General features: G+C 70.9%; 23 protein-coding genes and 1 tRNA gene. 11 read left to right on the top strand and 13 right to left on the bottom strand.

What is annotated here, in order from left to right:
- Positions 1-15: 15 nt before the first annotated feature.
- Genes I4Q55_RS48905 through I4Q55_RS01700 form a run of 5 tightly spaced genes read right to left on the bottom strand, consistent with a single transcriptional unit; the run spans position 16 to position 3,488 of the window.
- Entirely contained in the window at positions 16-1,266 is a 1,251-nt protein-coding gene (locus I4Q55_RS48905) for a GNAT family N-acetyltransferase (protein WP_242545107.1), read from the bottom strand.
- Complete coding sequence (locus I4Q55_RS01715) at positions 1,263-1,610, bottom strand: helix-turn-helix transcriptional regulator (RefSeq protein ID WP_242545106.1); 348 nt, start codon at positions 1,608-1,610, stop codon at positions 1,263-1,265. The genes I4Q55_RS48905 and I4Q55_RS01715 overlap by 4 nt, the downstream gene beginning before the upstream one ends.
- Before the next feature lie 41 nt (positions 1,611-1,651).
- Positions 1,652-2,059 (bottom strand): arsenate reductase ArsC, encoded by a 408-nt coding sequence (locus tag I4Q55_RS01710; protein WP_206784207.1) that lies wholly within the window; start codon positions 2,057-2,059, stop codon positions 1,652-1,654.
- Positions 2,056-3,129 (bottom strand): ACR3 family arsenite efflux transporter, encoded by a 1,074-nt coding sequence (gene arsB / locus I4Q55_RS01705; RefSeq protein ID WP_206784206.1) that lies wholly within the window; start codon positions 3,127-3,129, stop codon positions 2,056-2,058. Before arsB ends, I4Q55_RS01710 begins: the two co-directional genes overlap by 4 nt.
- Positions 3,126-3,488: a metalloregulator ArsR/SmtB family transcription factor gene (locus I4Q55_RS01700; RefSeq protein ID WP_206784205.1), complete on the bottom strand. Its 363-nt coding sequence runs from the start codon at positions 3,486-3,488 to the stop codon at positions 3,126-3,128. Before I4Q55_RS01700 ends, arsB begins: the two co-directional genes overlap by 4 nt.
- Positions 3,489-3,571: 83 nt before the next feature.
- On the opposite strand from I4Q55_RS01700, the gene I4Q55_RS01695 reads away from it, so the two are divergent.
- Together I4Q55_RS01695 and I4Q55_RS01690 are read left to right on the top strand one after the other, a co-directional pair.
- Positions 3,572-4,051 carry an ArsI/CadI family heavy metal resistance metalloenzyme gene (locus tag I4Q55_RS01695; RefSeq protein ID WP_206784204.1) on the top strand — a complete coding sequence of 160 codons (480 nt, stop codon included), beginning with the start codon at positions 3,572-3,574 and terminating at the stop codon, positions 4,049-4,051.
- A gap of 137 nt (positions 4,052-4,188) precedes the next feature.
- Entirely contained in the window at positions 4,189-4,767 is a 579-nt protein-coding gene (locus I4Q55_RS01690) for a hypothetical protein (RefSeq protein ID WP_206784203.1), read from the top strand.
- 13 nt (positions 4,768-4,780) lie between these two features.
- On the opposite strand, the gene I4Q55_RS01685 is transcribed toward I4Q55_RS01690, so the two are convergent.
- Entirely contained in the window at positions 4,781-5,698 is a 918-nt protein-coding gene (locus I4Q55_RS01685; protein WP_206784202.1) for an alpha/beta hydrolase, read from the bottom strand.
- 125 nt (positions 5,699-5,823) lie between these two features.
- Between I4Q55_RS01685 and I4Q55_RS01680 the strand changes: the two genes are divergently transcribed.
- The 3 genes from I4Q55_RS01680 (at position 5,824) to I4Q55_RS01670 (ending at position 7,157) form a co-directional block, all read left to right on the top strand.
- On the top strand, positions 5,824-6,693 hold the full coding sequence (locus I4Q55_RS01680) for a helix-turn-helix domain-containing protein (protein ID WP_206784201.1): 870 nt from the start codon (positions 5,824-5,826) through the stop codon (positions 6,691-6,693).
- A 191-nt stretch (positions 6,694-6,884) separates the two neighbouring features.
- On the top strand, positions 6,885-7,052 hold the full coding sequence (locus I4Q55_RS01675) for a DLW-39 family protein (RefSeq protein WP_003100602.1): 168 nt from the start codon (positions 6,885-6,887) through the stop codon (positions 7,050-7,052).
- Positions 7,053-7,084: 32 nt separating this feature from the next.
- Positions 7,085-7,157: transfer RNA gene (locus I4Q55_RS01670), tRNA-Ala, on the top strand.
- A 138-nt stretch (positions 7,158-7,295) separates the two neighbouring features.
- Here I4Q55_RS01670 and I4Q55_RS01665 read toward each other — a convergent pair.
- A complete protein-coding gene (locus I4Q55_RS01665; RefSeq protein WP_242545105.1) occupies positions 7,296-8,546 on the bottom strand; it encodes a hypothetical protein in 1,251 nt (416 codons plus the stop codon).
- 120 nt (positions 8,547-8,666) lie between these two features.
- On the opposite strand from I4Q55_RS01665, the gene I4Q55_RS01660 reads away from it, so the two are divergent.
- Both I4Q55_RS01660 and I4Q55_RS01655 read left to right on the top strand, forming a co-directional pair.
- The gene (locus I4Q55_RS01660) at positions 8,667-9,602 is read left to right on the top strand and encodes an ATP-binding cassette domain-containing protein (protein ID WP_206784533.1); all 936 of its coding nucleotides are present in this window, start codon (positions 8,667-8,669) and stop codon (positions 9,600-9,602) included.
- Positions 9,599-10,348, top strand: coding sequence for an ABC transporter permease (locus I4Q55_RS01655; RefSeq protein WP_206784200.1), 750 nt, complete (start codon positions 9,599-9,601; stop codon positions 10,346-10,348). The genes I4Q55_RS01660 and I4Q55_RS01655 overlap by 4 nt, the downstream gene beginning before the upstream one ends.
- Here the strand turns inward: I4Q55_RS01655 and I4Q55_RS01650 are convergent.
- A complete protein-coding gene (locus I4Q55_RS01650) occupies positions 10,332-13,448 on the bottom strand; it encodes a BTAD domain-containing putative transcriptional regulator (RefSeq protein ID WP_206784199.1) in 3,117 nt (1,038 codons plus the stop codon). The genes I4Q55_RS01655 and I4Q55_RS01650 overlap by 17 nt on opposite strands.
- A gap of 98 nt (positions 13,449-13,546) precedes the next feature.
- Here I4Q55_RS01650 and I4Q55_RS01645 point away from each other — a divergent pair, with 98 nt between their 5' ends.
- Positions 13,547-14,764 (top strand): cytochrome P450, encoded by a 1,218-nt coding sequence (locus I4Q55_RS01645; RefSeq protein ID WP_206784198.1) that lies wholly within the window; start codon positions 13,547-13,549, stop codon positions 14,762-14,764.
- Here I4Q55_RS01645 and I4Q55_RS01640 read toward each other — a convergent pair.
- The 4 genes from I4Q55_RS01640 to I4Q55_RS01625 are packed head-to-tail and all read right to left on the bottom strand — an operon-like array spanning position 14,742 to position 18,665.
- Complete coding sequence (locus tag I4Q55_RS01640) at positions 14,742-16,139, bottom strand: alpha/beta fold hydrolase (protein WP_206784197.1); 1,398 nt, start codon at positions 16,137-16,139, stop codon at positions 14,742-14,744. The genes I4Q55_RS01645 and I4Q55_RS01640 overlap by 23 nt on opposite strands.
- A gap of 44 nt (positions 16,140-16,183) precedes the next feature.
- On the bottom strand, positions 16,184-17,311 hold the full coding sequence (locus I4Q55_RS01635; protein ID WP_206784196.1) for an SMP-30/gluconolactonase/LRE family protein: 1,128 nt from the start codon (positions 17,309-17,311) through the stop codon (positions 16,184-16,186).
- A 51-nt stretch (positions 17,312-17,362) separates the two neighbouring features.
- Positions 17,363-18,001 (bottom strand): pyridoxal 5'-phosphate synthase, encoded by a 639-nt coding sequence (locus I4Q55_RS01630; protein WP_206784195.1) that lies wholly within the window; start codon positions 17,999-18,001, stop codon positions 17,363-17,365.
- Position 18,002: 1 nt separating this feature from the next.
- Positions 18,003-18,665: a hypothetical protein gene (locus I4Q55_RS01625; RefSeq protein WP_206784194.1), complete on the bottom strand. Its 663-nt coding sequence runs from the start codon at positions 18,663-18,665 to the stop codon at positions 18,003-18,005.
- A gap of 82 nt (positions 18,666-18,747) precedes the next feature.
- On the opposite strand from I4Q55_RS01625, the gene I4Q55_RS01620 reads away from it, so the two are divergent.
- Positions 18,748-19,281 (top strand): DUF2020 domain-containing protein, encoded by a 534-nt coding sequence (locus tag I4Q55_RS01620; protein WP_206784193.1) that lies wholly within the window; start codon positions 18,748-18,750, stop codon positions 19,279-19,281.
- A gap of 146 nt (positions 19,282-19,427) precedes the next feature.
- Positions 19,428-19,880, top strand: coding sequence for a hypothetical protein (locus I4Q55_RS01615; protein WP_206784192.1), 453 nt, complete (start codon positions 19,428-19,430; stop codon positions 19,878-19,880).
- Positions 19,881-19,944: 64 nt separating this feature from the next.
- On the opposite strand, the gene I4Q55_RS01610 is transcribed toward I4Q55_RS01615, so the two are convergent.
- Positions 19,945-20,481: a hypothetical protein gene (locus I4Q55_RS01610; protein ID WP_206784191.1), complete on the bottom strand. Its 537-nt coding sequence runs from the start codon at positions 20,479-20,481 to the stop codon at positions 19,945-19,947.
- A 90-nt stretch (positions 20,482-20,571) separates the two neighbouring features.
- Here I4Q55_RS01610 and I4Q55_RS01605 point away from each other — a divergent pair, with 90 nt between their 5' ends.
- Positions 20,572-21,090, top strand: coding sequence for a peptidylprolyl isomerase (locus I4Q55_RS01605; RefSeq protein WP_167384499.1), 519 nt, complete (start codon positions 20,572-20,574; stop codon positions 21,088-21,090).
- Positions 21,091-21,095: the final 5 nt, after the last annotated feature.

Raw genomic sequence — 21,095 nt, 5'->3', positions numbered from 1 at the left:
ACTGAGTGACAATCGTCAGGAGCAAACACAACCTTCGGTGGACGTCCACGGACGCTGAACGGCGAGGTCAAAAGACCTCCGCTCGATCATCACGACGTCGCGCCACTGGCCATGATGCCGGCCGATCCGTTCGCGGCTACCGAGTTCGCGGAAGCCGGCGCGGCGGTGGAGCGCTCGGCTCGCGGTGTTCTCGGGGAAGATGCCGCTTTGGATCGTCCAGATCCCTGCGTTCTCGGTCGAGCTGATCAGCGCGTTCAGGAGCGCAAGTCCGACGCCTTGACCGTGCGCGCTTGGTCGGACGTACACGCTGTGCTCGACGACCCCGGCGTACACGCAACGGGAGGACACGGCGCTGACCGCGGTCCAGCCGAGCACGTCTCCAGCCGCGTCGAGAGCCACGAGCCGGTGCGCCGGCAGATGGACGGCGTCCCACGTGGCCCAGTCGGGGGCGGTGGTTTCGAAGCTGGCGTGCCCGGTGTCGAGTCCGGCTTGGTAGATCGCCAGGACCTGTTCGGCGTGGTCGGCCGTCATCGGAACGATGAGGGGAGGCCGAGTGGCGCGGATGATCGCCGAGTGCAGCTTGTCACCGACTTCGTGGGTCAGCCGGACGTCTGTGCCGGCGAACCCGGCGTCACGCAGGAGAGCGCGGTAGCGGTCGGCAGTGAGCGCGCCGCCGAGGCACTCGACCACGCCGTTGCGGGCTGCGCGCTCGGCGTCGGTGAGCGTGTCGTCGGCCACGATGTCGGTGATCCCGAGGCGGCCGGCGGGGCGCAGGACGCGGGCGATCTCGGCGAACACGGCCGGTTTGTCGGACGACAGCGCGATGACGCAGTTGGAGATGACGACGTCGACCGAGGCGTCCGGCAGCGGGATGCGCTCGATCGTGCCTTTGACGAACTCGGCGTTCGTGACGCCGGCCTGCTCGGCGTGGCGGCGGGCGAGGGTGAGCATGTCGTCGGTCATGTCCAGGCCGATGGCGCGGCCGGTGGGACCGACGCGGCGGGCGGAGAGCAGGACGTCGAGTCCGCCACCCGAGCCGAGATCGAGCACCGTTTCCCCGGGGTGCAGATCGGCGACGGCCAGCGGGTTGCCGCACCCAAGGCTGCTCGCGGATACCTCGGCGGGGATGTCCTCGTCGGCGTAGTGCACGGCGCCGAGGCATTCGGCCTCTCCGTCGCCGGCGAGCAGGCCGGTTCCCTCGCCGTCCAGAGCCCGTCGGGCGGCGGTGGCGTAGCGCTCGTGGACCGCCTCCCGGTCGGGGTTCATCGGGCGATCTCGCAGGTGACGGCGGCGAACGGCAGCACTTCGCGGCCCATGACGACGTCGGCGGCGGTCGGGAAGCAGGACACGCAGCGCTGGTTGACCTGGTAGAGCCGGGCCGTGCCCCGTGGTTCGGCGAGCACGAACCGGGCTTCGGTGAGGATCTTCAAATGGGCGGACACGGTCGACTGGCCGACCTCGACCCGTTCGACGATCTGCCCGACGGTCATCGGTGTGCCGGCGGAGGCCAGCAGGTTGAGGATCTGGACCCGGGTCGGGTCGGCCAGCGCGCGGAACCAGCCCGCGTAGGTCTCGGCAGTGTGGCGATCGAGCACAACGACCCCCTTCATCGTCCATCGACGATAAACGATTAAGGGGACGGGTGGAAGGCTCAGGACGTGGCGGGGACGAGCTCGGCGAGCAGGGCGCGGACGCGGCGGTCGATCTCGTCCCGGATCGGCCGGACGTGCTCGACGGATTGGCCGGCCGGGTCGTCGAGCTGCCAGTCGAGGTAGCGCTTGCCGGGGAAGATCGGGCAGGCATCACCGCAGCCCATCGTGATCACGACGTCGGCGGCCTCGACCGCGTCGGTCGTCAGCTTCTTCGGGACTTCCCGGGACAGGTCAAGGCCGATTTCGGCCATCGCCTCGCGCACGGCGGGGTTGATGCTCTCCGCGGGCGCGGAGCCGGCAGAACGGACGTCGACCGCGCCGCCCGCGTGGTGAGCGAGCAGGGCGGCGGCCATCTGGGAGCGGCCGGCGTTGTGGACGCAGACGAACAGCACTTCGGGGATATTCACGGGGTGGCCTCCACGGGGGTCGGGGTGAAGCGGCGGCGCAGCGCCAGGGACACGTACACGAGCGCGACGAGCACGGGCACCTCGATCAGCGGCCCGACGACCCCGGCGAGCGCTTGCCCGCTGGCCGCCCCGAACGTCGCGATCGCAACCGCGATGGCGAGTTCGAAGTTGTTGCCCGCGGCGGTGAACGCCAGTGTCGTGGTGCGCTCGTAGGACAAGCCGGCGGCTTTGCCGAACGCGTAGGACCCGGCCCACATCAGTCCGAAGTAGACCAGCAGCGGAACCGCGATCCGGACGACGTCCAGCGGCCGCGCGGTGATCTGGTCGCCCTGCAAGGCGAAGAGGACCACGATCGTGAACAGCAGCCCGTAGAGCGCGGCCGGGCCGGCCTTCGGCAGGAACCGCGTCTCGTACCAGGCGCGGCCCTTGACGCGTTCGCCGAGCCGGCGGGTCAGGTAGCCGGCCAGCAGCGGGATGCCGAGGAAGATCAGCACGCTTTTCGCGATCTGCCACCCCGGCACGGCAAGGTCGGCTTGGGGCAGGCCGAGCCAGCCGGGCAGGACGGCGAGGTAGAACCAGCCGAGCAGGCCGAACGCGATCACCTGGAACACCGAGTTCAGCGCTACCAGCACGGCGGCTGCTTCGCGGTCGCCGCAGGCGAGGTCGTTCCAGATGATGACCATCGCGATGCAGCGGGCCAAGCCGAGGATGATCAGCCCGGTCCGGTACTCCGGCAGATCGGGCAGCAGCAGCCAGGCCAGCGCGAACATCAGCGCCGGGCCGATCAGCCAGTTCAGCACCAGTGACGGCCACAGCAGCCGCCGATCGGCGGTGACCGTGCCGAGCCGGTCATAGCGGACCTTCGCCAGGACCGGGTACATCATCACCAGCAGCCCGAGGGCGATCGGCAGCGAGATCCCGTCGACCTGCACCGCGGACAAGGCGGTGTTCAGACCGGGGACCCAGCGGCCGGCCAGCAGCCCGGCGACCATCGCGGCGGCGATCCACACGGGCAGGAACCGGTCCAGGGTGGACAGCTTGCCGACCACCCCGGCGTGCGTGTCGGTCACGCCGGGACGATCGCGTCACCGGGGACCAGCACGGCCGACAGCCGGGCCAGCACCTCGGGGTGAACGCGGTAGTACACCCAGGTCCCGCGCCGCTCGCCGGTGATCAGCCCGGACTCACGTAGCACCTTGAGGTGGTGGGAGATCGTCGGGCCGGTCAGGTCGAAGGCGTCGGTCAGGTCGCAGACGCACGCCTCGCCCCCGGCGTGGGAGGCGATCAGCGAGAGCAGCCGCAGGCGAACCGGGTCGGCCATCGCCTTGAACAGCTTGGCCAGCTCGGCGGCCTGGTCCTCGTTCAGCGGTTGGCGGGCGAGCGGGGAGCAGCAGGCGTCCATCGCGGCGATCGGCAGCTGTTTCGGCATGTGTCTATCTTGACAGCTCTCTATCTAGAGAGCAATCTAAGTCTTGCCACTGTTTCGACAAACGTCTATTCAAGGAGAACGGGATGTCACGGGTACAGCTCGCGCTGCGCGTCGGGGACCTCGAAGGCTCGATCGACTTCTACTCGAAGCTGTTCGGCACGGAGCCGGCCAAGCTCCGCCCCGGCTACGCCAACTTCGCCATCGCCGAACCGGCGCTCAAGCTCGTGCTCCTGGAGGGCGAGCCCGGCCAGGCCACGGTCATGGACCACCTCGGCGTCGAGGTCGAATCGACCGACCAGGTCAGCGAGGCCGGCAAGCGCCTCACCGGCGAGGGCCTGGAGACGCTGACCGAAGACAACACCACCTGCTGCTACGCCGTGCAGGACAAGGTGTGGGTGCACGGCCCCGGTCAGGAGCCGTGGGAGGTCTACGCCGTCAAGGCCGACTCGCAGACCTTCGGCGCCGGCAGTGCGGCACTCGCCACCCCGGCCACGTGCTGCACCCCCGACGCGGAAACCGGCCAGGTCGACAAGGCCACGCAGCCGGAAGGCTGCTGCTCCTGACCGTCCAGCACCTCAGCCGATCGCTTGCAGCACCGCGGCAGGCCGAGCGACTCGGACCGAGTCGCTCGGCCATACCGGCGTTCGCACCAGCAAATACCTCGGTGTCGTTTCGGCGGGTTCGGCTTTAGCTTCGGGCAATGGCGAACGAACTGACCATTCCGCTCCTGCCCTGTCCTTCCATCGACGAGATCGCGTCGTTCTACGAGATGCTCGGCTTCGAGATCACCTATCGGCAGACGCGGCCGAACCCGCACGTCGCGGTGCGGCGGGAAGACATCAACCTGCACTTCTTCGGGATGGACGGCTACGACCCGGCGCAGTCGTACAGCACCTGCCTGGTCATCGTCGCGGACACCAGTGAGCTGTTCGAGGCCTTCGCGGCGGGAATGCGGTCCGTGCACGGGAAACTGCTCACCTCCGGCATCCCGCGCATGACCCGGCCGCGGCTGCGCAACGACCGGTACACCGGGTTCACCGTCGTCGATCCGGGTGGCAACTGGATCCGGATCCACAAGGCCGCCAAGGAACCCGAGGCGCAGACCAAGCTCGCCAAAGCCCTGGAGAACGCCGCGCGGCAGGCGGACGCGCGCGGCGACGAACGCCAGGGGCTGAAGATCCTGGAAGGCGCGTTGAAGCGGGCGACCGGCGACGAACCGGAGTTGCAGGCGGTGCGGGAGTACCGCGATGAGCTCGTCGAACGGATCAAGGGAGCCTGAGCCGGCCAGGTCGTCACTTGTCCAAGTTCACCGTGAAGTACTCGCCGAGCTTCTCCACCGCCTGGTCGATGTACTCGCGCTTGTCGTAGAGGTCGACGTGGCTCGCGCCCTCGATCCAGTAGACCTCCGCGGGTCCGGTGGCGCGCCGGTGGGCTTCCAGGCCCATCCAGGCCGTGACCGCGTGCTCGCCGAGGATCTGCAGGATCGGGCGCGGGCCGATCAACGGCACCGCGTGGAACACGTCGCTGGACGCCATCCGGTCGACGCTCTCCCACGCCAGGAACTTCGCCGAACGCTCGTGGTGGCCGCGCGGGCCGCAGTAGTACTCCCAGCCCTCGATTCCGTGTTGCCCGCCGAGGGCGCCGGCTTGCTCGGCCGTCTCGGGGAACATCGTCAGGACGCCGGGGTCTTCGCCGTGGGCTGCCTTGGTGCGGGCCTCGGCGGCCGCGGCCAGCAGGCCCTGGAACACCGCCGGGTCCTGGGTGCCGTCGGCTCCGTAGCGGAACTGGCGGGCCGGCTCCGCGGTGCAGACCGTGGCCACCGCCTTGACGCGGTGGTCCCCGGCGGTCGCGGCGAGGGAGTAGCCGCCCGACGCGCACACGCCCAGCAGGCCGATGCGGCCGGCGTCGACCTCCGGGCGCGTTGTCAGGTACGAGACCGCCGCCTTGAAGTCCTCCACCCGCTGGGCCGGGTCCTCCAAGCCGCGGGGGAGGCCGCCCGATTCGCCCTGGTACGCGGCGTCGAACGCCAACGTCACGAACCCGCGCGAAGCCATCAGCTGCGCGTAGGTGCCCGACGTCTGCTCCTTCACCCCCGTGCCGGGGTGCCCGACCACCAGCGCCGGTAGCGGCTCCTGCGGAAAATCGGGGACGTACAGGTGCGCGGCGATGTCGATCCCCGCACTGGTGAACGTGACGCTGGTCTTGCTCATCGGAACTCCTCGTGCTCGGTGGTACCTCCACCATCGCCCGGGACGACCGGCGCAAAAAGGGAAAGTCCTTGCCTGGGAAGGAACCTGCCCCCGCACCGCCGCGGCGGAAACCGCACACTGGAGCCATGAACTCCGCGACCCCGTCCCACCTCGGCGCGTTCTTGAAGGCGCGCCGGGCACAGCTGGCCCCGGGGGACTGCGGTCTGCCCGCGACGGACTCGGCGCGCCGGGTCGCCGGGCTGCGTCGTGAGGAGGTCGCCCAGCTCGCCGCGATCAGCGTCGACTACTACACGCGCCTCGAACAGGGCCGCGTCCGGGCTTCCGCGTCCGTGCTCGCCACCCTCGCCCGCGCCCTGCGCCTCGACGAAGACCAGGAGCGCTACCTCTACGAGCTCGCCGGCCGCGGTGACGACCGGCCACGGCGGCGGCGGGCGCCCCAGCGGGTGCGGCCCGCCATGCGCCGCCTGCTGGACCAGCTCACCCAGACGCCCGCCCTGGTCCTCGGCAAACGCCTCGACGTCCTCGACTGGAACCCGGCGGCGGTCGCGCTCTATGTCGACTTCTCGACGCTCGCGCGCCGCAACTACGTGCACCTGCTGTTCACGCACCCCGTCTGCCGCGAGCTGCACCGGAACTGGCGGCACGACGCCCGGGAAGCCGTTGCCGCGCTGCGGATGGAGGCCGATCCCGATGACCCGGAACTGGCCCGGCTGGTCGGGGAACTGTCCGTTCAGGACACGGACTTCCGCGCCTGGTGGGCCGAACACCACGTCAGCAACGCCGGCTACGGCACGAAGCACTACCGGCACCACCTCGTGGGCGACCTCACCCTCGACTGCGACACCTGGGCCAGCCCGGACGGCTCCGGCCAGCGCCTGATGGTGCTGACCGCCGAGGCCGGCAGCCCCTCGCAGGACGCCCTGCGGATCCTGACGTCCTGGAGCGCGTCCGGAAACGAGTCAGCCCTGCCGGGAAGAGAAGGCCGGCAGGGCTGAGCAGGCACGGCCGGGGCGTCCACCGGCCACCCGGTACAACGAGCCGCCCACGCCCGGGTATTTCGCGCTGCGTGTGACGTCGCTTACCTGCGTTGATGTTGGTTCCACGTGGAACCAACGGCACCCGACACCACCCGGCGCCGGTGCAGTAACATCACGGGCAAGGGAAGCAAGCTGAGAAGGGGGCTTCGGTGAAGAAGCTGCTGGCACTCGCCGTCATCGCGGGCGGCGTTCTGTTCGTCGTCAAGCGCAACAAGGCAGCCAAGGCCGAAGCCGACCTGTGGCGCGAGGCGACCGCGCCGGTCCCCTCCACCAACGGCACCACCCCGGCCAAGCCGGCGGGCGCTTCCCACAACTGAGGTTTCCCGCGGGCGGCTTGCCGCCCGCGTCCGGGGCTGTAGCTCAATTGGTAGAGCACCGCCTTTGCAAGGCGGGGGTCAGGGGTTCGATTCCCCTCAGCTCCACACCGCAGAAGACACGACAACGGCCAGGTAAGAGGGGTGCTTCCTCTCGCCTGGCCTTCGTCGTATAAGGCGTCCGTACCTCCCACCGTGCCCCCTGCGTGCCCCTCGCCCCGGGTTCGCACCTTTGCAACGCGGTTGTCAGGTGGGTTTGCGGACGAGGCCGGTGTAGGCGGCGATGGCGAGGGTGGCCAGGCCCCAGAGGAGGGCTTGGAGTGCCCAGAGGACGGCGGTGAAGGTTTGGCCCCAGGCGGTGGCGGTGTCGAGGTCGCAGTGGGCGCGAATGCCGGTGGCGCCGAGGGGGAGTCCGCGGTCGATGCCGAGTCCGATGAGTTCGACGGGTGAGCAAGGCGTGCCGGGGGCGCCGGGTTTTGCGGTGGCGGGCGGGACGCGTTCGGCGGCGTGGTGACCGGGGCGGGTCGTGACGTGTCCGGCGAGCAGGCCGAGGCCGGCGGCGAGGGTGAGAACGACGGCGAGGGCGGTGACGAGGCGGTGGGCGCGGTAGCCGTAGCGGCCGAGCCGGCCCCAGAGCGCGTGCCGCCCGCGAGCGAACCGGTTGCCCAGAGCCTGAGGGGTGCGGCGGCGGAGTTCGTGTTGCTGGGTGATCAGCACTTCGCGGGCGTTGTTGTCGTGGCCGGCGGCGCGCTCGGTGGCGGCGAGTTGCTGGAAGGGCTGGGGCCAATAGGTGGGGGTGTGGTGAACCAGCAGGTGCAGCCATTGCCGCCATGACGTTTCCCGCAGGATCGGGAAGGTCAATCCGTGGGCCGTGATGGTGCGATCGCGGTCAGGACAGCCACGGCGGCCCACCTCCTGCCGGCCGGCCGGACACACCAGCGACGTCGGGGGAAACAACGCCCCGGTGACCTGCGCCTCGTGCATTACCAGGAGCGGACCTGAACTGTTGTCCAGGCTGGACATCAGCAGGACAGCCTGGCCGCCGATGTGGGCACCGATCAGCCGGATCGCACCGTTTTTTCTGGTGTCGGTGATGGTGGCGTCCCGCACGAACAGGTTGCTGTCGGTGCGGAGGCCGTCGGCACGCAGGTAGGTGAGCAGGCTTCCGTCCAAATACAGGTCGCGAAGGCGCGCGTATCGGCAAGAGACGCCGTCCGGCAGCGCACATTGGTACAAGTGCAGGCCGGTGACGGCGGTGACGTGGTCGAGGTCGAGCTCTCCGACGACCCGTACACCCACTATCCGGATTCCGCGGGGGTCGAGGTCACCGCGCAGGCCGCGGAGCAGTTCGCGCAGCAGATCGGCTCGTACCCGAAGTTCGGCGTCGTCGGTGACCGCCAGTTCTTCCGCCGTCATCGTGGTGGCGGGCTTGACAGCTTCTCCACGGCGGGCGGCGTCGACCACCTGTCGTTCGACCTCGGTCAGGTCGGTCAGCACGGGCGGAGGCGGTATCTCGTCCACACCACTGCAGTCGATGGCACGCTACGGAATGTGACACCCGAGGACGTGTCAGGTCGGGGTCAGGCCGGTGTCAGGCCGCCCGATGACAGTGTTCCCATGACCGAAACGGCGATCACGGCTTCCGGGCTCCGGAAGGCCTACCAGGACAAAGTCGTGCTGGACGGCATCGACTTGGACGTCCCCGCGGGGACGATCTTCTCCCTCCTCGGCCCGAACGGGGCCGGCAAGACCACCATGGTCAACGTCCTGACCACGCTGCTCAAGGCCGACGGCGGCACGGTCCGCGTCGCCGGGTACGACATCGCGACCGAGACCCGGAAAGTCCGGTCCGCGATCGGCGTCACCGGCCAGTTCGCGGCCGTGGACGAGCTGCTGACCGGTGAAGAAAACCTCCAGCTCATGGTCGACCTCAGCGGGGTCGACGACGGCAAGCGCGTCGTCGCCGGCCTGCTGGAGCGGTTCGAACTCACCGAGGCGGCGAAGAAGCCGGCGTCGACCTACTCCGGGGGCATGCGCCGGAAGCTCGACCTGGCGATGACGCTCGTCGGCCGTCCGCGGATCATCTTCCTCGACGAGCCGACGACCGGCCTGGACCCGCGCAGCCGCCGGACGATGTGGGCGATCATCCGCGACCTGGTCGCCGACGGCGTGACCATCTTCCTGACCACCCAGTACCTCGAGGAAGCCGACCAGCTCGCCGACCGCATCGCGGTGCTCGACCAGGGCCGCCTGGTCGCCCAGGGCACCGCGGACGAGCTCAAGCGCCGGATCCCCGGCACCCACGTCCGGCTCCGGTTCGCCACCGCCGCCGAGCTCGACGCCGCCGCCCGCGTCCTCACCGACGCCACGCGCGACGACGAGGCACTGGCCCTGCGCGTGCCCGGTGACGGCGGTTCGAAATCGCTTCGCCTCCTGCTCGACCGGCTCGACGAATACGCGCTCAGCGCCGAAGAGTTTTCCGTCCACACCCCCGACCTCGACGACGTCTTCCTCGCCCTCACGGGCCACACCACGGAGGTGGCTGCGAAATGAGCACCCCATCCCACGCGACCGTCATGCTGCGCCGCAACTTCAAGCACATCGCGCGCAATCCGACGTCCGTCTTCAACGCGGTCCTGATGCCGATCGTGCTCATGCTGATGTTCGTGTACATGCTCGGAGACGCGTTCGACGTCGGAGTCGATTACGTCGACTACGCGACGCCCGGCCTGATGCTGCTCGCCATCTGCTACGGCCTCGGCGGCACGGCGACCTCGGTCAACTCCGACATGACGAAGGGCATCATCAACCGCTTCAAGGTCATGGACGTCTCGCGGGGCGCGGTCCTCACCGGACACGTCATCGCGAGCGTGCTGACCAACGTCGTCGCCATCGCGGCCCTCGTCGGCGTCGCTTTCCTGCTCGGCTTCAGCCCGTCGGCGGGTTTCCTCGACTGGCTCGGCGTCGTCGGCATGGTCCTGCTGCTCGCCTTCGCGGCCGGCTGGTTCACGGTCGCCTTGGGGCTGGCCGCGAAATCGCCGGAAACGGCGGGCATGGGCGCGGTGCCGCTGGTGATGCTGCCGTTCTTCAGCAGCGCGATCGTGCCCGCCGAAAAGATGGGCCCCGGCCTCCGGGAATTCGCCGAATACCAGCCCTTCACGCCGATCATCGAAACCGTGCGCGGGCTCCTCACCGGCACCCCGTCGACCGGCTACGCGATCGCCGCGGTCGCCTGGTGCGCCGGGATCGCGGTGATCGGGTACGTCTGGGCGCGGGCGAAGTTCACGAAGCGAGCGTGACCTCGACCAGCTCCTGCCAGTTCCCTTCCGCACCCTCCCGCGTCGCCTCGGTGAACCGCGTGTCACCGAGGCGACGTCGTGCGGTTTCCGCGATCCGGGTCGCGTCCGGGTGGGACCGGTCCGGCAGGCCGCGCAGGACGGCGCTCGCCGCGAGCAGCCGGGCGGCCTGCTCGTCTTCGCCGGTGCGCAGCGCGAGATCCGCGACCCCCACGACGACCTGGGCGAGCGTCAGCGGGTAGCCCGCCTCGACCGCCGCGCGGAACGCCGCGACGCGGTGGCCACGGGACTCGCCGAGGTCATCGGCGAGGTAGCCGAGCAGGTCCTCGGCCACCGCGCGGACGTGCGCCGTCTTGGCGTCGTCGCCGAGCATCGCGGTCGCGACGTCGAGCTGGTGGCGGGCCTGCTCCGCGTCGCCGCGCCAGCGGGCGAGTTCCGCCTTCGACAGCGCCAGGTCGGCCAGCGCGTTCGGCCAGGCGACCCGTTCGGCGGACCGTTGTGCGTCGGCCAGCGCGGCCGCACTGGCGGCTTCGTCGCCGAGCAGCCAGTACAGCTGGGCCTGGCGCATCCGCATCCGCACGACGTCCTCGATCGCCCCGACCTCGGTGACGACCGCGACCGCTTCCTCGTAGTGCGCGCAAGCCCGGCCGAACTCGCCGCGCACGGCGAGGTGGTCGGCCAGCTCGGTCAGCGCGAACGACGTCCCCCACCGCTCACCGGTGGCGCGGAACTCGGCGAGCGCCGTTTCGAGGTGGGCGTCCGCCTCCTCGTCGCCGCGGCCGAGCTGGATCCGCATCTTGCCGAGCTGCAGCCGGGCCACGGCGCGGGCCCACGGATCTTCGTCGGCGAGCAGCGGCTCGAACGCGGTCAGCGCCGCGTCCGGCCCGCGCAGCAGGCGTTCCAGCGCCGGCGCGAACCTCAGCTCCACTTCGCGGGCAGGCACCCGCAGGCTGATCTCGTAGGCCTTGCGGATCCAGTCCACCGCCCGTGATTCGTCGCTCTGCTGCCCGGACACGACGAACTGCACGACGAACGAGTACACGACGCCGCGGATCTCCTCCGGCACTTCGCCGGGAACGGCGGTGGCCGCCAGCACCAGCTCGTTGCCTTCCGCCCGGTGGCCGCCGAGCCACCAGTACCAAGCCGCGCTCGCCGCGAGCCGCATCGCGTTCGCCGCTTCGCCTGCCGCGAGTGCCCCGCGCATCGCGGCGGCGATGTTCTCGTGCTCGGCCTCGAGCTTGGCCAGCCACTCCAGCTGCTCGGCCCGGCGGAGGTGCGGTTTCGCGGTCTCCGTCAGCTCGGTGACGTACGCCAGGTGCGCGTGCCGCGCCTGCTCCGTTTCCCCGGCTTCCGCGAGGCGCTGCTCGGCGTACTCCTTGATCGTGCCGAGCATCCGGTACCGCGGCGCGCCGTCGCCGTCGATGACCACCACCAGCGACTTCTCGGTCAACGCCGTCAGCAGCTCGAGGACTTCGCCGCCGCAGACCCGCTCGGCCGCCTCCAGGCTCGCCCCGCCGGCGAAGACCGCGAGGCGGCGCAGCACCACGCGTTCGGCGTCGGTGAGCAGCTCCCAGCTCCAATCGATGACCGCGCGCAATGTCCGGTGCCGGGGCAGCGCGGTCCGGCTGCCACCGGTCAGCAGCCGGAAACGGTTGTCGAGGCCGTGCGCGAGCTGGTCGAGGGACATGGTGCGCAACCGGGCCGCCGCGAGCTCGATGGCCAGCGGCATCCCGTCCAGGGCCCGGCAGACGCGCGCGAGCGTCGGCAACGCGGCGGCGTCGGTCGCGAGTTCCTTGCGCACCGCGCCGGCCCGGTCCCGCAGCAGCCGGACGGCCGGCGCCGCTTCGATTTCGGCGGGATCGGCGCCTTCCGGCGGTAGGACCAGCGGCGCGAGCTGCCACAGCGCTTCGCCGGTGATGCCGAGCGGTTCCCGGCTGGTCGCGAGGATCCGCAGCCGGCGGCACTCGCCGAGCACCCGGTGCGCGAACGCCGCCGCGGACTCGATGACGTGCTCGCAGTTGTCCAGGACCAGCAGCATTTCGCGGTCACGGAGGGCGGCGATGACCCGTTCCGCCGGTTCGGCGTCCGGCGCCTCGCCGAGCAGCGCGTCTCGCAGCTTGAGCGCGCCGAGCGTCGCCTGGGCGACGTCGCCGTCCGCGCCGATCCCGGCGAGCTCCACCACCCAGGCCCCGTCCGGCTGGGCGTCGAGCAGCCGGCGCGCGGTTTCCGTGGCCAGCCGGGTCTTGCCGGAGCCGCCCGGGCCGATCACGGTCGTGAGCCGGTGCTCGGCGATGAGCTCGCGGACCGCGGCGACGTCGGCGTCCTTGCCGACGTAACTGGTCAGCTCGGCCCGCAGGTTCGTCTGCCGGGGCTCCTCGCGCCGGCCCAGTTCGCCGCGCAGCAGCGCGACGTGCACCTCGGCCAGCTCCGGCGACGGGTCGACGCCGAGGGAGTCGGCCAGGGTTTCCCGCGTACGTTCGTAGACGAGCAGTGCCTCGGTGTCGCGGCCGGTCGCGACGAGGGCCCGCATCAACGCGGCGACCAGCCGTTCGCGCATCGGGTGCGCGGCCACCAGGTCGGTCAGCTCGGTGACCAGCTCGGCACCGCGGCCGAGCCGGACCTCCGCGTCGAACCGGTCCTCCAAGGCGGCCAGGCGCAGCCCCTCGAGCCGGGTGACCGCGGCCTCGAACGCCGCGCTCTCCGGCAGTTCGACGTCCTGCATGGCGGCACCCCGCCAGAGGGCGAGGGCCTCGCGCAGGCGCCGCGGGTCGTCCTCCGTCCGGGCCTGGCCGACGAGTCGTTCGAACCGCACGGCGTCGACGTCGTCCGGCGACACGACCAGCCGGTAGCCGGTGGGCCGTCCGTCGACCGAGCCGTCGGGCAGGGCCTTGCGCAGCCGGGAAACCAGGCGCTGCAAGGCGTTCGCCGCTTCGGCGGGCGGCTGCTCACCCCAGATCCAGTCGACCAGGGTCCCCTTCGGGACCACCTGACCGGGTTCGAGCGCGAGCGCGACCAGCAGTCCGCGCAACCGGGCGCCCGGCACATCGGCGAGCACGCCGTCGTCCGTGCGCACTTCGAAGGGCCCCAGGATCCCGATCTGCACCCGGCCGATCTTGCCACGACCTGCCGTGTCCGAGGCGTGTCAGGCCCGTGTCAGCCGGGTCGGCGATGGTTGTCCCACACACCACGAAAGGAAAGCCGATGAGCCAGGTCGACGTCCCGCACGGACTCCCCATGGACCGCGACGCCGGGCCCTTCGACCCGCCGCGGGCGCTGACCCGGCTGCGTGACGCCCGCCCGGTCAGCCCCCTCGTCTTCCCCGACGGGCACGAGGGCTGGCTCGTCACCGGCTACGAAGAGGTCCGGCAGATGATGGCCGACACGCGCTTCAGCTCCCGCCTCGACCTCGACGTCATCCACGTGCCGTACGAGACGGGCATGCCCGCCGCCACCGAGCCGTCCCCGCAGATCCCCGGCATGTTCATCGCGATGGACCCGCCGGACCACAGCCGGCTGCGCCGCAAGCTCACCGGCGCCTTCACCGTCAAGCGGATGAAGCAGCTTGAGGAGCACATCGCCGACATCGTCGAGCGGCAGCTGGACCACCTGGCGCGGCTGGCCCCGCCGGTCGACCTGGTGAAGGAGTTCGCGCTCCCGGTGCCGTCGCTGGTGATCTGCGAGCTGCTCGGCGTGCCCTACGCGGACCGTGACACCTTCCAGGCCAATTCCGCGCAGTTCATGGTCCGCGAGCAGCCGCTCGAAGAGAAGATGGGCGCGTACATCGCGCTGAACACGTACCTGGCCGAGCTGGTCACGAGCAAGCGCGCCGAGCCCGGCGAAGACATCCTGTCCGACCTGGCCCGGCACGAAGAACTGACCGTCGAAGAGCTGACGGGAGCGGCCTTCCTGCTGCTGCTCGCCGGCCACGAGACGACGGCCAACATGCTGTCACTGGGCACGTTCGCACTGCTGGAGAACCCCGAGCAGTGCGCCGAACTGCGCGCCGACGCGGAACTGCTGCCGGGCGCGGTGGAGGAACTGCTGCGCTACCTGTCGGTGGCCGACATCTTCTTCCGCTACGCCACGGAGGACCTCGAACTCGGCGGCGAAACGATCACGAAGGGCTCGACGGTCGTGGTTTCCCTGCTGGCCGCCAACCACGACCCCCGCCGCTTCGAGAACCCGGACACCCTCGACATCCACCGCAACGCCCGCGGCCTCCTGTCCTTCGGCCACGGCGTGCACCAATGCCTCGGCCAGCAGCTGGCCCGCATCGAGATGCGCGCGGGCTTCGAAGGCCTGCTGCGCCGCTTCCCGACGCTGGCACTGGCTGTCCCGGCGGAGGAGGTGAAGCTGCGCACGGACATGAACATCTACGGCGTGCACGAGCTGCCGGTCACGTGGACCGCAGGAAGCTGATCACCGCGTCCCTCCCCGCGTGGCCGCGTTCGCGATTCTGGATCGAATGCGACTCGCCCGGCACGATCACCAGCTTCCCCTGTGGCGCCTGGGCTGCTTCCTCGCGGGCCCACTCCAACGGCGTCGACAGGTCCCGGTCGCCGTTGAGCAGCAGTACCGGGACGTCCGGCAACGGCCCCGCCGGGTTCGAGGCCGGGCGTTCCGCCGGCCACGGCAGGCACGTCTGGACGAATCCCTGCTGCATGGCCACTCCCGTCGTGTACGGCCAGGTCGCCGACTCCGGAAGCGTGCGGGACGTCAGGGAAAGCAGCGGCCTGCGGAGCACGAGCGGGGTGGCCGCGGTGCCCCACGGGAACCGGCCGTCCGCGCACAGCGTTGCCGCGTGGAGGCCGGAGCTGAACGCCGCCGGGTCGTCGCCGCCCGGCTGGTATGCCGCCAGCAGTGCGTCCAACCGGGCCGGGGCGCCGCCGCGGGCCTCGTGCAGCGCGCCGATGATGTCGCCCGCCGCCGGGTTGCGGTACGTCGGGTCGGCGAACTCGTACGACACGATCGTGTCGAAGATCCGGACTCCGTCCGCCGTGCCGCGGTGGCGGACCACCCAGGCCAGGTCGTCGGCCGGGTCGTAGCCGCAGGCCGGGGCCACCGCGCACGCTTCGCGCAGCACGCGCGCTTCCGCCGTCAGGCCCGTCAGGTACAGCGAAGCCGACGCCGTCGCGTGGTGCGGCAGCACCGAATCGAGGATGACCTTGCTGACGTTGTGCGGGTGCGCGATCGCGTACCGGGCCGCCGTGAAGGAGCCGTACGAGACGCCGTCGACGACCATCTTGGACACGCCCAGTGCCTGCCGGAGCCGGTCGAAGTCCGCCACGCTCTGGTCGGTCGAATACAGCGGTGCCGTGTCGCCGAGGATGCGCGCGCACTCCTTCACCGCGTCGACCGACGGCGTCGCGATGTCCGAGCTGCCCACCTCCGCCTGCAGGCCGGGACACTTCAACGCCCCCGACGGCCCGGTGCCGCGCTGGTCGAGCATCACGATCCGGTAGTCCTTCGCGACTTCCGGCAGCCGCTGCTTGGCGATCCGCGTGATGGTTCCGACGCCGCCCTGGCCGGGGCCGCCGGTGAGGAACAGCAGGACGCCCTTGGGCGCGTCGGCGTTGTCCGCGGTCGCCACCGGCAGGGCGAGCGTGCCCGGCACGCGGCCGGTGTGGTCGAGCGGCACGGTCAGGGTCGAGCACGTGAAGCCCGGCTGGCCCGGGCACGGGTGCGGATCCGCCAGCTTCGGTCGTCCCCCAGGACGCGCGTCGGCCGGGGCCGCACCCCCGAGTGCGGCGGTCAGCGCCAGGACCAGCCCGGCGGTCAGCATCTTCGAGCGCATGCGTGCATCATGCGCACAGCCGCCCGCGCGCGGGCTACCCCCGATCAGGGCTTGACGCAGGAAACCTTCGCCCGCACCGCGCCCGCGGGAGCGGCTTCGCCCGCGGTGTTCGGGGCGTTGTCACGGCGGTTGCCGTCGGACTGCGTGACGCACACGCGGCCGTCCGGCAGCAGCACCGGGCTGGTCGGGAACTCCAGCGGCCCGCCGTTGCGCAGCTTCGACGTCGCGTCGGCCGGGTTGCGGAAGTACTCCACGACGCGGCCGTCGCGGCGGGCCACGACGATCGCGTTGCGCTCGTTCACCGCCGTCCAGACGCCACCCGCGCGGTCGAGGACGATGCCGTCGGCGCCTTCGAGGTACGGGTGCTGGACTTCGAGGTTGTCCAGGCACACCGTGTTCGCCGGGAAGGCGACGTCGCAGCCGGTCGTGACGCGCGGCCGGCCCGCGCGGTCCATCGGCACGCGCCACAGCGCGCCGCGTGCGGTGTCCGCGACCAGCAGCGTGCCGTCCGCGGTGAAGGCGAGGCCGTTCGCGACGATGTGCTGCGAGCCCGCGGTGTCCGCCGCCGTGCGGCCGGTCGGCGTGATCGTGACCGTCCCCGGCGGCAGGCCGCGCACGTCCCGGCCGATCCCGCCGGCGACCACGTCGCTGACCATCGGCTGGACGCGGAACGCCTCGGCGGCCACGCCGTCCGCGCCCGCGCGCCACACCCGGCCCTGCCCGGTGGTGCCGTCGGAGATCCACAGCGCCCCCGAGCGATCGAAGGCCAGGCCGTTCGCGCCCGGGACGCCGCTGGTGAACACCGTCGCGGACGGCGGGTTCGCCGCGTCCGGCACGAACGACACCACGGTGTCGGCGTTCGCCACGTACAGCCGGCCACGGCGGTCGAACGCCAGGCCGGCGGGGTTGCACGGCCCCGGGATCGTGCCGACGACGGTCGCGGGACCGCCGGTGGCCGCGACCCGGAAGACCGGGCAGGGATCGGCGCCGCGCGCCGGCGTGTAGAGGTTGCCGCGCCCGTCGGTGGTCAGCCCTTCCAGGCCGAGCGGTGACGCGAACACCGTCTCGAAGACGGCGGGGTGCCGCGGTGGGGCGGATTCACCGGCGGAAGCGCCGGACAGCACCCCGGCGGACAGGGCGGCGGTGGTGGCAAGGACGACGATCCGGCGCATCAGGGCCTCCGTTTTGTCGGATTTCCTGCCTACGCCGCCGCGTCCAGGCCGTCAAGGCCAGAGGCGCTCGCGGACCCAGCCGCCGCCGGACTTCCGGTACCGCAGCCGCACGTGCCGCCGGTCGTGACTGGCCTGCCAGAACTCGACCTCGTCCGGGTCGACGAAGTACCGCGTCCAGGTCTCCGGCGCGACGTCCGGGTTCGCCTCGACCCAGCGCTCCGCCGCCGCGGCCGCCGCGTCGAGCTCCGCCGGATCGCCCAGCACCTGCGACTGGTGCCCGATGAACGCCTCGACGCGGGACGCCGGAGGCCGGGCGAGGAAGTCCGCCGCCGACACCTCGGGCGCGGCGGGGGAGACCGGGCCGCGCAGCCGGACCTGCCGGCCGCGGCCGGGCCAGAAGAACGTCAACGCCGCGCGCGGGTCCTTGCGCAGCTGTAGGCCCTTCGGGCTTTCCGAGCTGGTCGCGACCGCCCAGCCCGCCGGACCGACGTCCTTGAGGATCACCACCCGCGCGTCGGGCGCGCCATCGGCATCCACTGTGGACAGCGTGACGGCGTGCGGTGCCAGCACGTGCTCGCCGGCTTCGGTCAGCCACTCCAGGAACAGCGCCTGCGGGTCCGGCGGCGCCGTCTCCGGCGTGAACACGGGAAGCTCTTCGGGGAACGACGGCCAGCCGCGCAACTGCACCATGTCAATAACCGTACGGACCCTGCTGGGGTGCGTGCCCGGGCGGTGGGTAGACCGGCGGCCGCGGACCGGCCGGGCCGCCGGCGTACGGCGGAGGCGGCACCTGCGGCGCCGGCGGGACCATCGGCGGCTGCTGAGCGGGGTACTGCTGCTGCGCCTGCTGCCACTGCACCTGCTGGTAGACCTCGGCGGGCTGCGGGAAGCAGTACGTCAGCTTGGCGTTGACCGACCCCTGCACCGCCGCACCCCAGAGCTTGCCGCCGACGAACGCGTACATCTGCCCGGCCGAGAGGTCGACGGCGACCATCCGCGTCTCGCCGCCGAACTGGTTGCCCGACTTCGCCGACGCGGCCTGCGCGGCGTCCGGGTACACGCGGCCGCCGACGAGCCCGGCGATGACGACGGACGCCGCCGTCCAGCCCATGCTGCCGACCATGTTCGCGCGGGCGTGCTGGGTGGCGCGGCCGGTGAAGTCGTACAGCGCCGCGGCGCTGACCTCGGGGACGGCGGCGGCGACCACGCAGTAGTTCATCGTCGAGAGCATCACCGATTCGGTGAACAGCCCGACGACGGCCGTGGCCGGGCCGATCTGCACGGTGTTCAGCCGGCCGCCGGACCGCTGGATGCGCTCGGCCATCGCGCCGAGGTACTGCTCGGGGGTGAGCATGGTGTCATCGTCGCACGTCCGGTGGTCACGCCGTCGTCAGCCAGCGGTTTTCACACATGCTTCGTGGTTGACTGTCCGCGCTATGCGACGACTCGTACTTCTCGCGCCCGCCGTGGCCCTGCTGGCCGGCTGCGGCGCCACCATCGTGACCGGCACCGCGGCGCCCAGCCCGCCGTCGGCGTCCGCGAACTCGAGCAACGCCGGCGGCCTGCCCCCGGACCCGCAACCGGGCGCGACCGCGGACTGCCCGTACCTCGGCAGCGAGTTCGTGGCCGAGTCGAACGGCCAGCACGTGTCGAAGGTGCGCGTGTCCGCCGACCAGCCGCACCCCGCCTGCTTCTTCTATCGCCCGGACGGGAAGATCCAGCTCACCGTCCGTGTGTACGTCGGGGACGCGCAAACGGCGACGGCGCTGGTCAACAAGGCGGCGCCGCTCGACTCGTCCAACCCGGCCAGCGACCCTTCCGGCTGGAAGGGGGGCTATTTGTCGAGTGACGACGGCGCTGTCTACGCGGTCTCGAAGGGGTCCACGGCGGTGATCGCGGCCACCAACCAGAAGCAGAGCGTCAAGGCACGCACAGTGGTCAAGAAGGCTATCGCTGCCCTGAAGCTCTAGGTAGCGACCTCCACACGGGTGAGTGATGTTGATCTTGTATTACCCTGTGCGTCACGCGCAGGCTTCGTGGACTCGCGCACCGCAGCCACCGGGGACCCCCACCCCGGGGCGGGGCACCAACTCTGCAAGGACAAAGGACAAGATTCGTGGCTGACACCCTCAAGGAAATCCTGCTCGACTCCAGCCGTCGCCCGGCGGTCGTGACCGACTTCGAGACCCTCGTCGACGCCGAGGTCTCGGACAAGGGCGGCGTTTCGGGTGCCGTTGTGAAGACCGGCTTCGCCGCGGTCAAGAAGATCAAGCCGGGCATCATCCCCTCGGCCGTCGACACGCTGCTGCCGGACTTCGCCTCCGCGCTCGAGCCGTTCTACGGCGACTACAAGGCCAAGGGTGGCAACGACTTCGGTGCCTACCTGTCCAGCCGCTCGGACGAGGCCTCCGACGCGCTGCTGAGCGTCACCGACTCCCGCGCGGAGAAGAGCAGCCGCGACAGCATCAAGAAGGTCTACTCGAAGCTGCGCCCGAACGGCAAGAAGAACGTCGAAGAGGCGCTGCCGCGTCTCGGCCAGCTGATCGACAAGCACGCCGCTGCCGTCTGATCGGTTCCCAAGCACGACTGAAGAGGCCCCCGGTTGCACCCCCGGGGGCCTCTTCGCGTCGTGTTCAGTTCTTCTTTTCGGCCGGCGCCGAGGAGGGCGCCTTGCCGTTGGCCTGCGGGGCCGGCTTCGCGGCTTCAGGCTTCGGCGGGGCCGGCGGGGTGGCCTTCGGCGGCGCGGGCGCGACCGGCGGCTCCTGCTTCGAGCGGAGGGCGTAGGCGGCGCCGGCGCCGACCACGACCAGGCCCAGCAGCCACGGCCACTTGCGACGGCTGCGCGTGCCCTTGGCGGCCGACTTGGCCTCGGACACCGCGGCGTAGAAGTCCTTCTTCGCCGCCTTGAAGTCCTTCTTGCCGCGGCGCTTCGACTCGCCGGCCGCCTTCGCGGCCTTGATGGCGGCCTTCTTCGCCTTGCGACCCGGCTTGCGCAGCTCGGACAGGCGCGCGAGCGCCTCCTGGCGAGCGGCCTTCGAGCTCTTCTTGAGCTCCTTGCGGGTCAGTTCCGTCTTCTTCGCGAGCTTCTTCTGCGCGCGCCGCCCCTGCTTGACACCCTCGGTGACGAGTTTGTCGGCGGTCTCGACGGCCTGGGCTGTCGCCCGGGACATGGGCTTCACCTCATCATTCGTTTTGACACTGCTCTGTTACCCGTAACCTATCGTGCCCCTTTTCCGCGCCGCCCGCCCGCAGATGGCACGATGAGGTCTGTGAAAGCTACGCTGCACACCAATCAGGGTGACATCCACCTCAACCTGTTCCCGGACCACGCGCCGAAGACGGTGGCGAACTTCGTCGGGCTCGCGGAGGGCACCAAGGAGTACACCCAGCCCAACGCGGCGGGGACGAACTCCGGTCCGTTCTACGACGGGTCGATCTTCCACCGGGTCATCGACGGCTTCATGCTGCAGGGCGGCGACCCGACCGGCACCGGCCGCGGCGGCCCCGGCTACAAGTTCGGCGACGAGTTCCACCCGGAGCTGCAGTTCAGCAAGCCGTACCTGCTGGCCATGGCGAACGCCGGGCCGGGCACCAACGGCTCGCAGTTCTTCATCACCGTCGCGCCGACCACCCACCTGAACTTCCGGCACACGATCTTCGGCGAGGTGGCCGACCAGGAGTCGCGCACCGTCGTCGACGCGATCGCGCGCACGTCGACCGGCCCGGCGGACCGCCCGCTGACCGACATCGTCATCGAGAAGGTCAGCGTCGAGCACTGACGGCT

This window comes from Amycolatopsis sp. MtRt-6 (genome assembly GCF_017308975.1).
Classification (GTDB): domain Bacteria; phylum Actinomycetota; class Actinomycetes; order Mycobacteriales; family Pseudonocardiaceae; genus Amycolatopsis.
This window is presented reverse-complemented; position numbering and strand designations above follow the sequence as displayed.

Excerpts from the sequence above, each read along its gene's own strand:
- I4Q55_RS48905 (WP_242545107.1), bottom strand. The coding sequence starts at position 1,266 with ATGAACCCCGACCGGGAGGCGGTCCACGAGCGCTACGCCACCGCCGCC.
- I4Q55_RS01715 (WP_242545106.1), bottom strand. The coding sequence starts at position 1,610 with ATGAAGGGGGTCGTTGTGCTCGATCGCCACACTGCCGAGACCTACGCG.
- I4Q55_RS01700 (WP_206784205.1), bottom strand. The coding sequence starts at position 3,488 with ATGCCGAAACAGCTGCCGATCGCCGCGATGGACGCCTGCTGCTCCCCG.
- I4Q55_RS01695 (WP_206784204.1), top strand. The coding sequence starts at position 3,572 with ATGTCACGGGTACAGCTCGCGCTGCGCGTCGGGGACCTCGAAGGCTCG.
- I4Q55_RS01690 (WP_206784203.1), top strand. The coding sequence starts at position 4,189 with ATGGCGAACGAACTGACCATTCCGCTCCTGCCCTGTCCTTCCATCGAC.
- I4Q55_RS01685 (WP_206784202.1), bottom strand. The coding sequence starts at position 5,698 with ATGAGCAAGACCAGCGTCACGTTCACCAGTGCGGGGATCGACATCGCC.
- I4Q55_RS01680 (WP_206784201.1), top strand. The coding sequence starts at position 5,824 with ATGAACTCCGCGACCCCGTCCCACCTCGGCGCGTTCTTGAAGGCGCGC.
- I4Q55_RS01660 (WP_206784533.1), top strand. The coding sequence starts at position 8,667 with ATGACCGAAACGGCGATCACGGCTTCCGGGCTCCGGAAGGCCTACCAG.
- I4Q55_RS01655 (WP_206784200.1), top strand. The coding sequence starts at position 9,599 with ATGAGCACCCCATCCCACGCGACCGTCATGCTGCGCCGCAACTTCAAG.
- I4Q55_RS01645 (WP_206784198.1), top strand. The coding sequence starts at position 13,547 with ATGAGCCAGGTCGACGTCCCGCACGGACTCCCCATGGACCGCGACGCC.
- I4Q55_RS01640 (WP_206784197.1), bottom strand. The coding sequence starts at position 16,139 with ATGCGCTCGAAGATGCTGACCGCCGGGCTGGTCCTGGCGCTGACCGCC.
- I4Q55_RS01635 (WP_206784196.1), bottom strand. The coding sequence starts at position 17,311 with ATGCGCCGGATCGTCGTCCTTGCCACCACCGCCGCCCTGTCCGCCGGG.
- I4Q55_RS01630 (WP_206784195.1), bottom strand. The coding sequence starts at position 18,001 with ATGGTGCAGTTGCGCGGCTGGCCGTCGTTCCCCGAAGAGCTTCCCGTG.
- I4Q55_RS01625 (WP_206784194.1), bottom strand. The coding sequence starts at position 18,665 with ATGCTCACCCCCGAGCAGTACCTCGGCGCGATGGCCGAGCGCATCCAG.
- I4Q55_RS01620 (WP_206784193.1), top strand. The coding sequence starts at position 18,748 with ATGCGACGACTCGTACTTCTCGCGCCCGCCGTGGCCCTGCTGGCCGGC.
- I4Q55_RS01610 (WP_206784191.1), bottom strand. The coding sequence starts at position 20,481 with ATGTCCCGGGCGACAGCCCAGGCCGTCGAGACCGCCGACAAACTCGTC.
- I4Q55_RS01605 (WP_167384499.1), top strand. The coding sequence starts at position 20,572 with ATGAGGTCTGTGAAAGCTACGCTGCACACCAATCAGGGTGACATCCAC.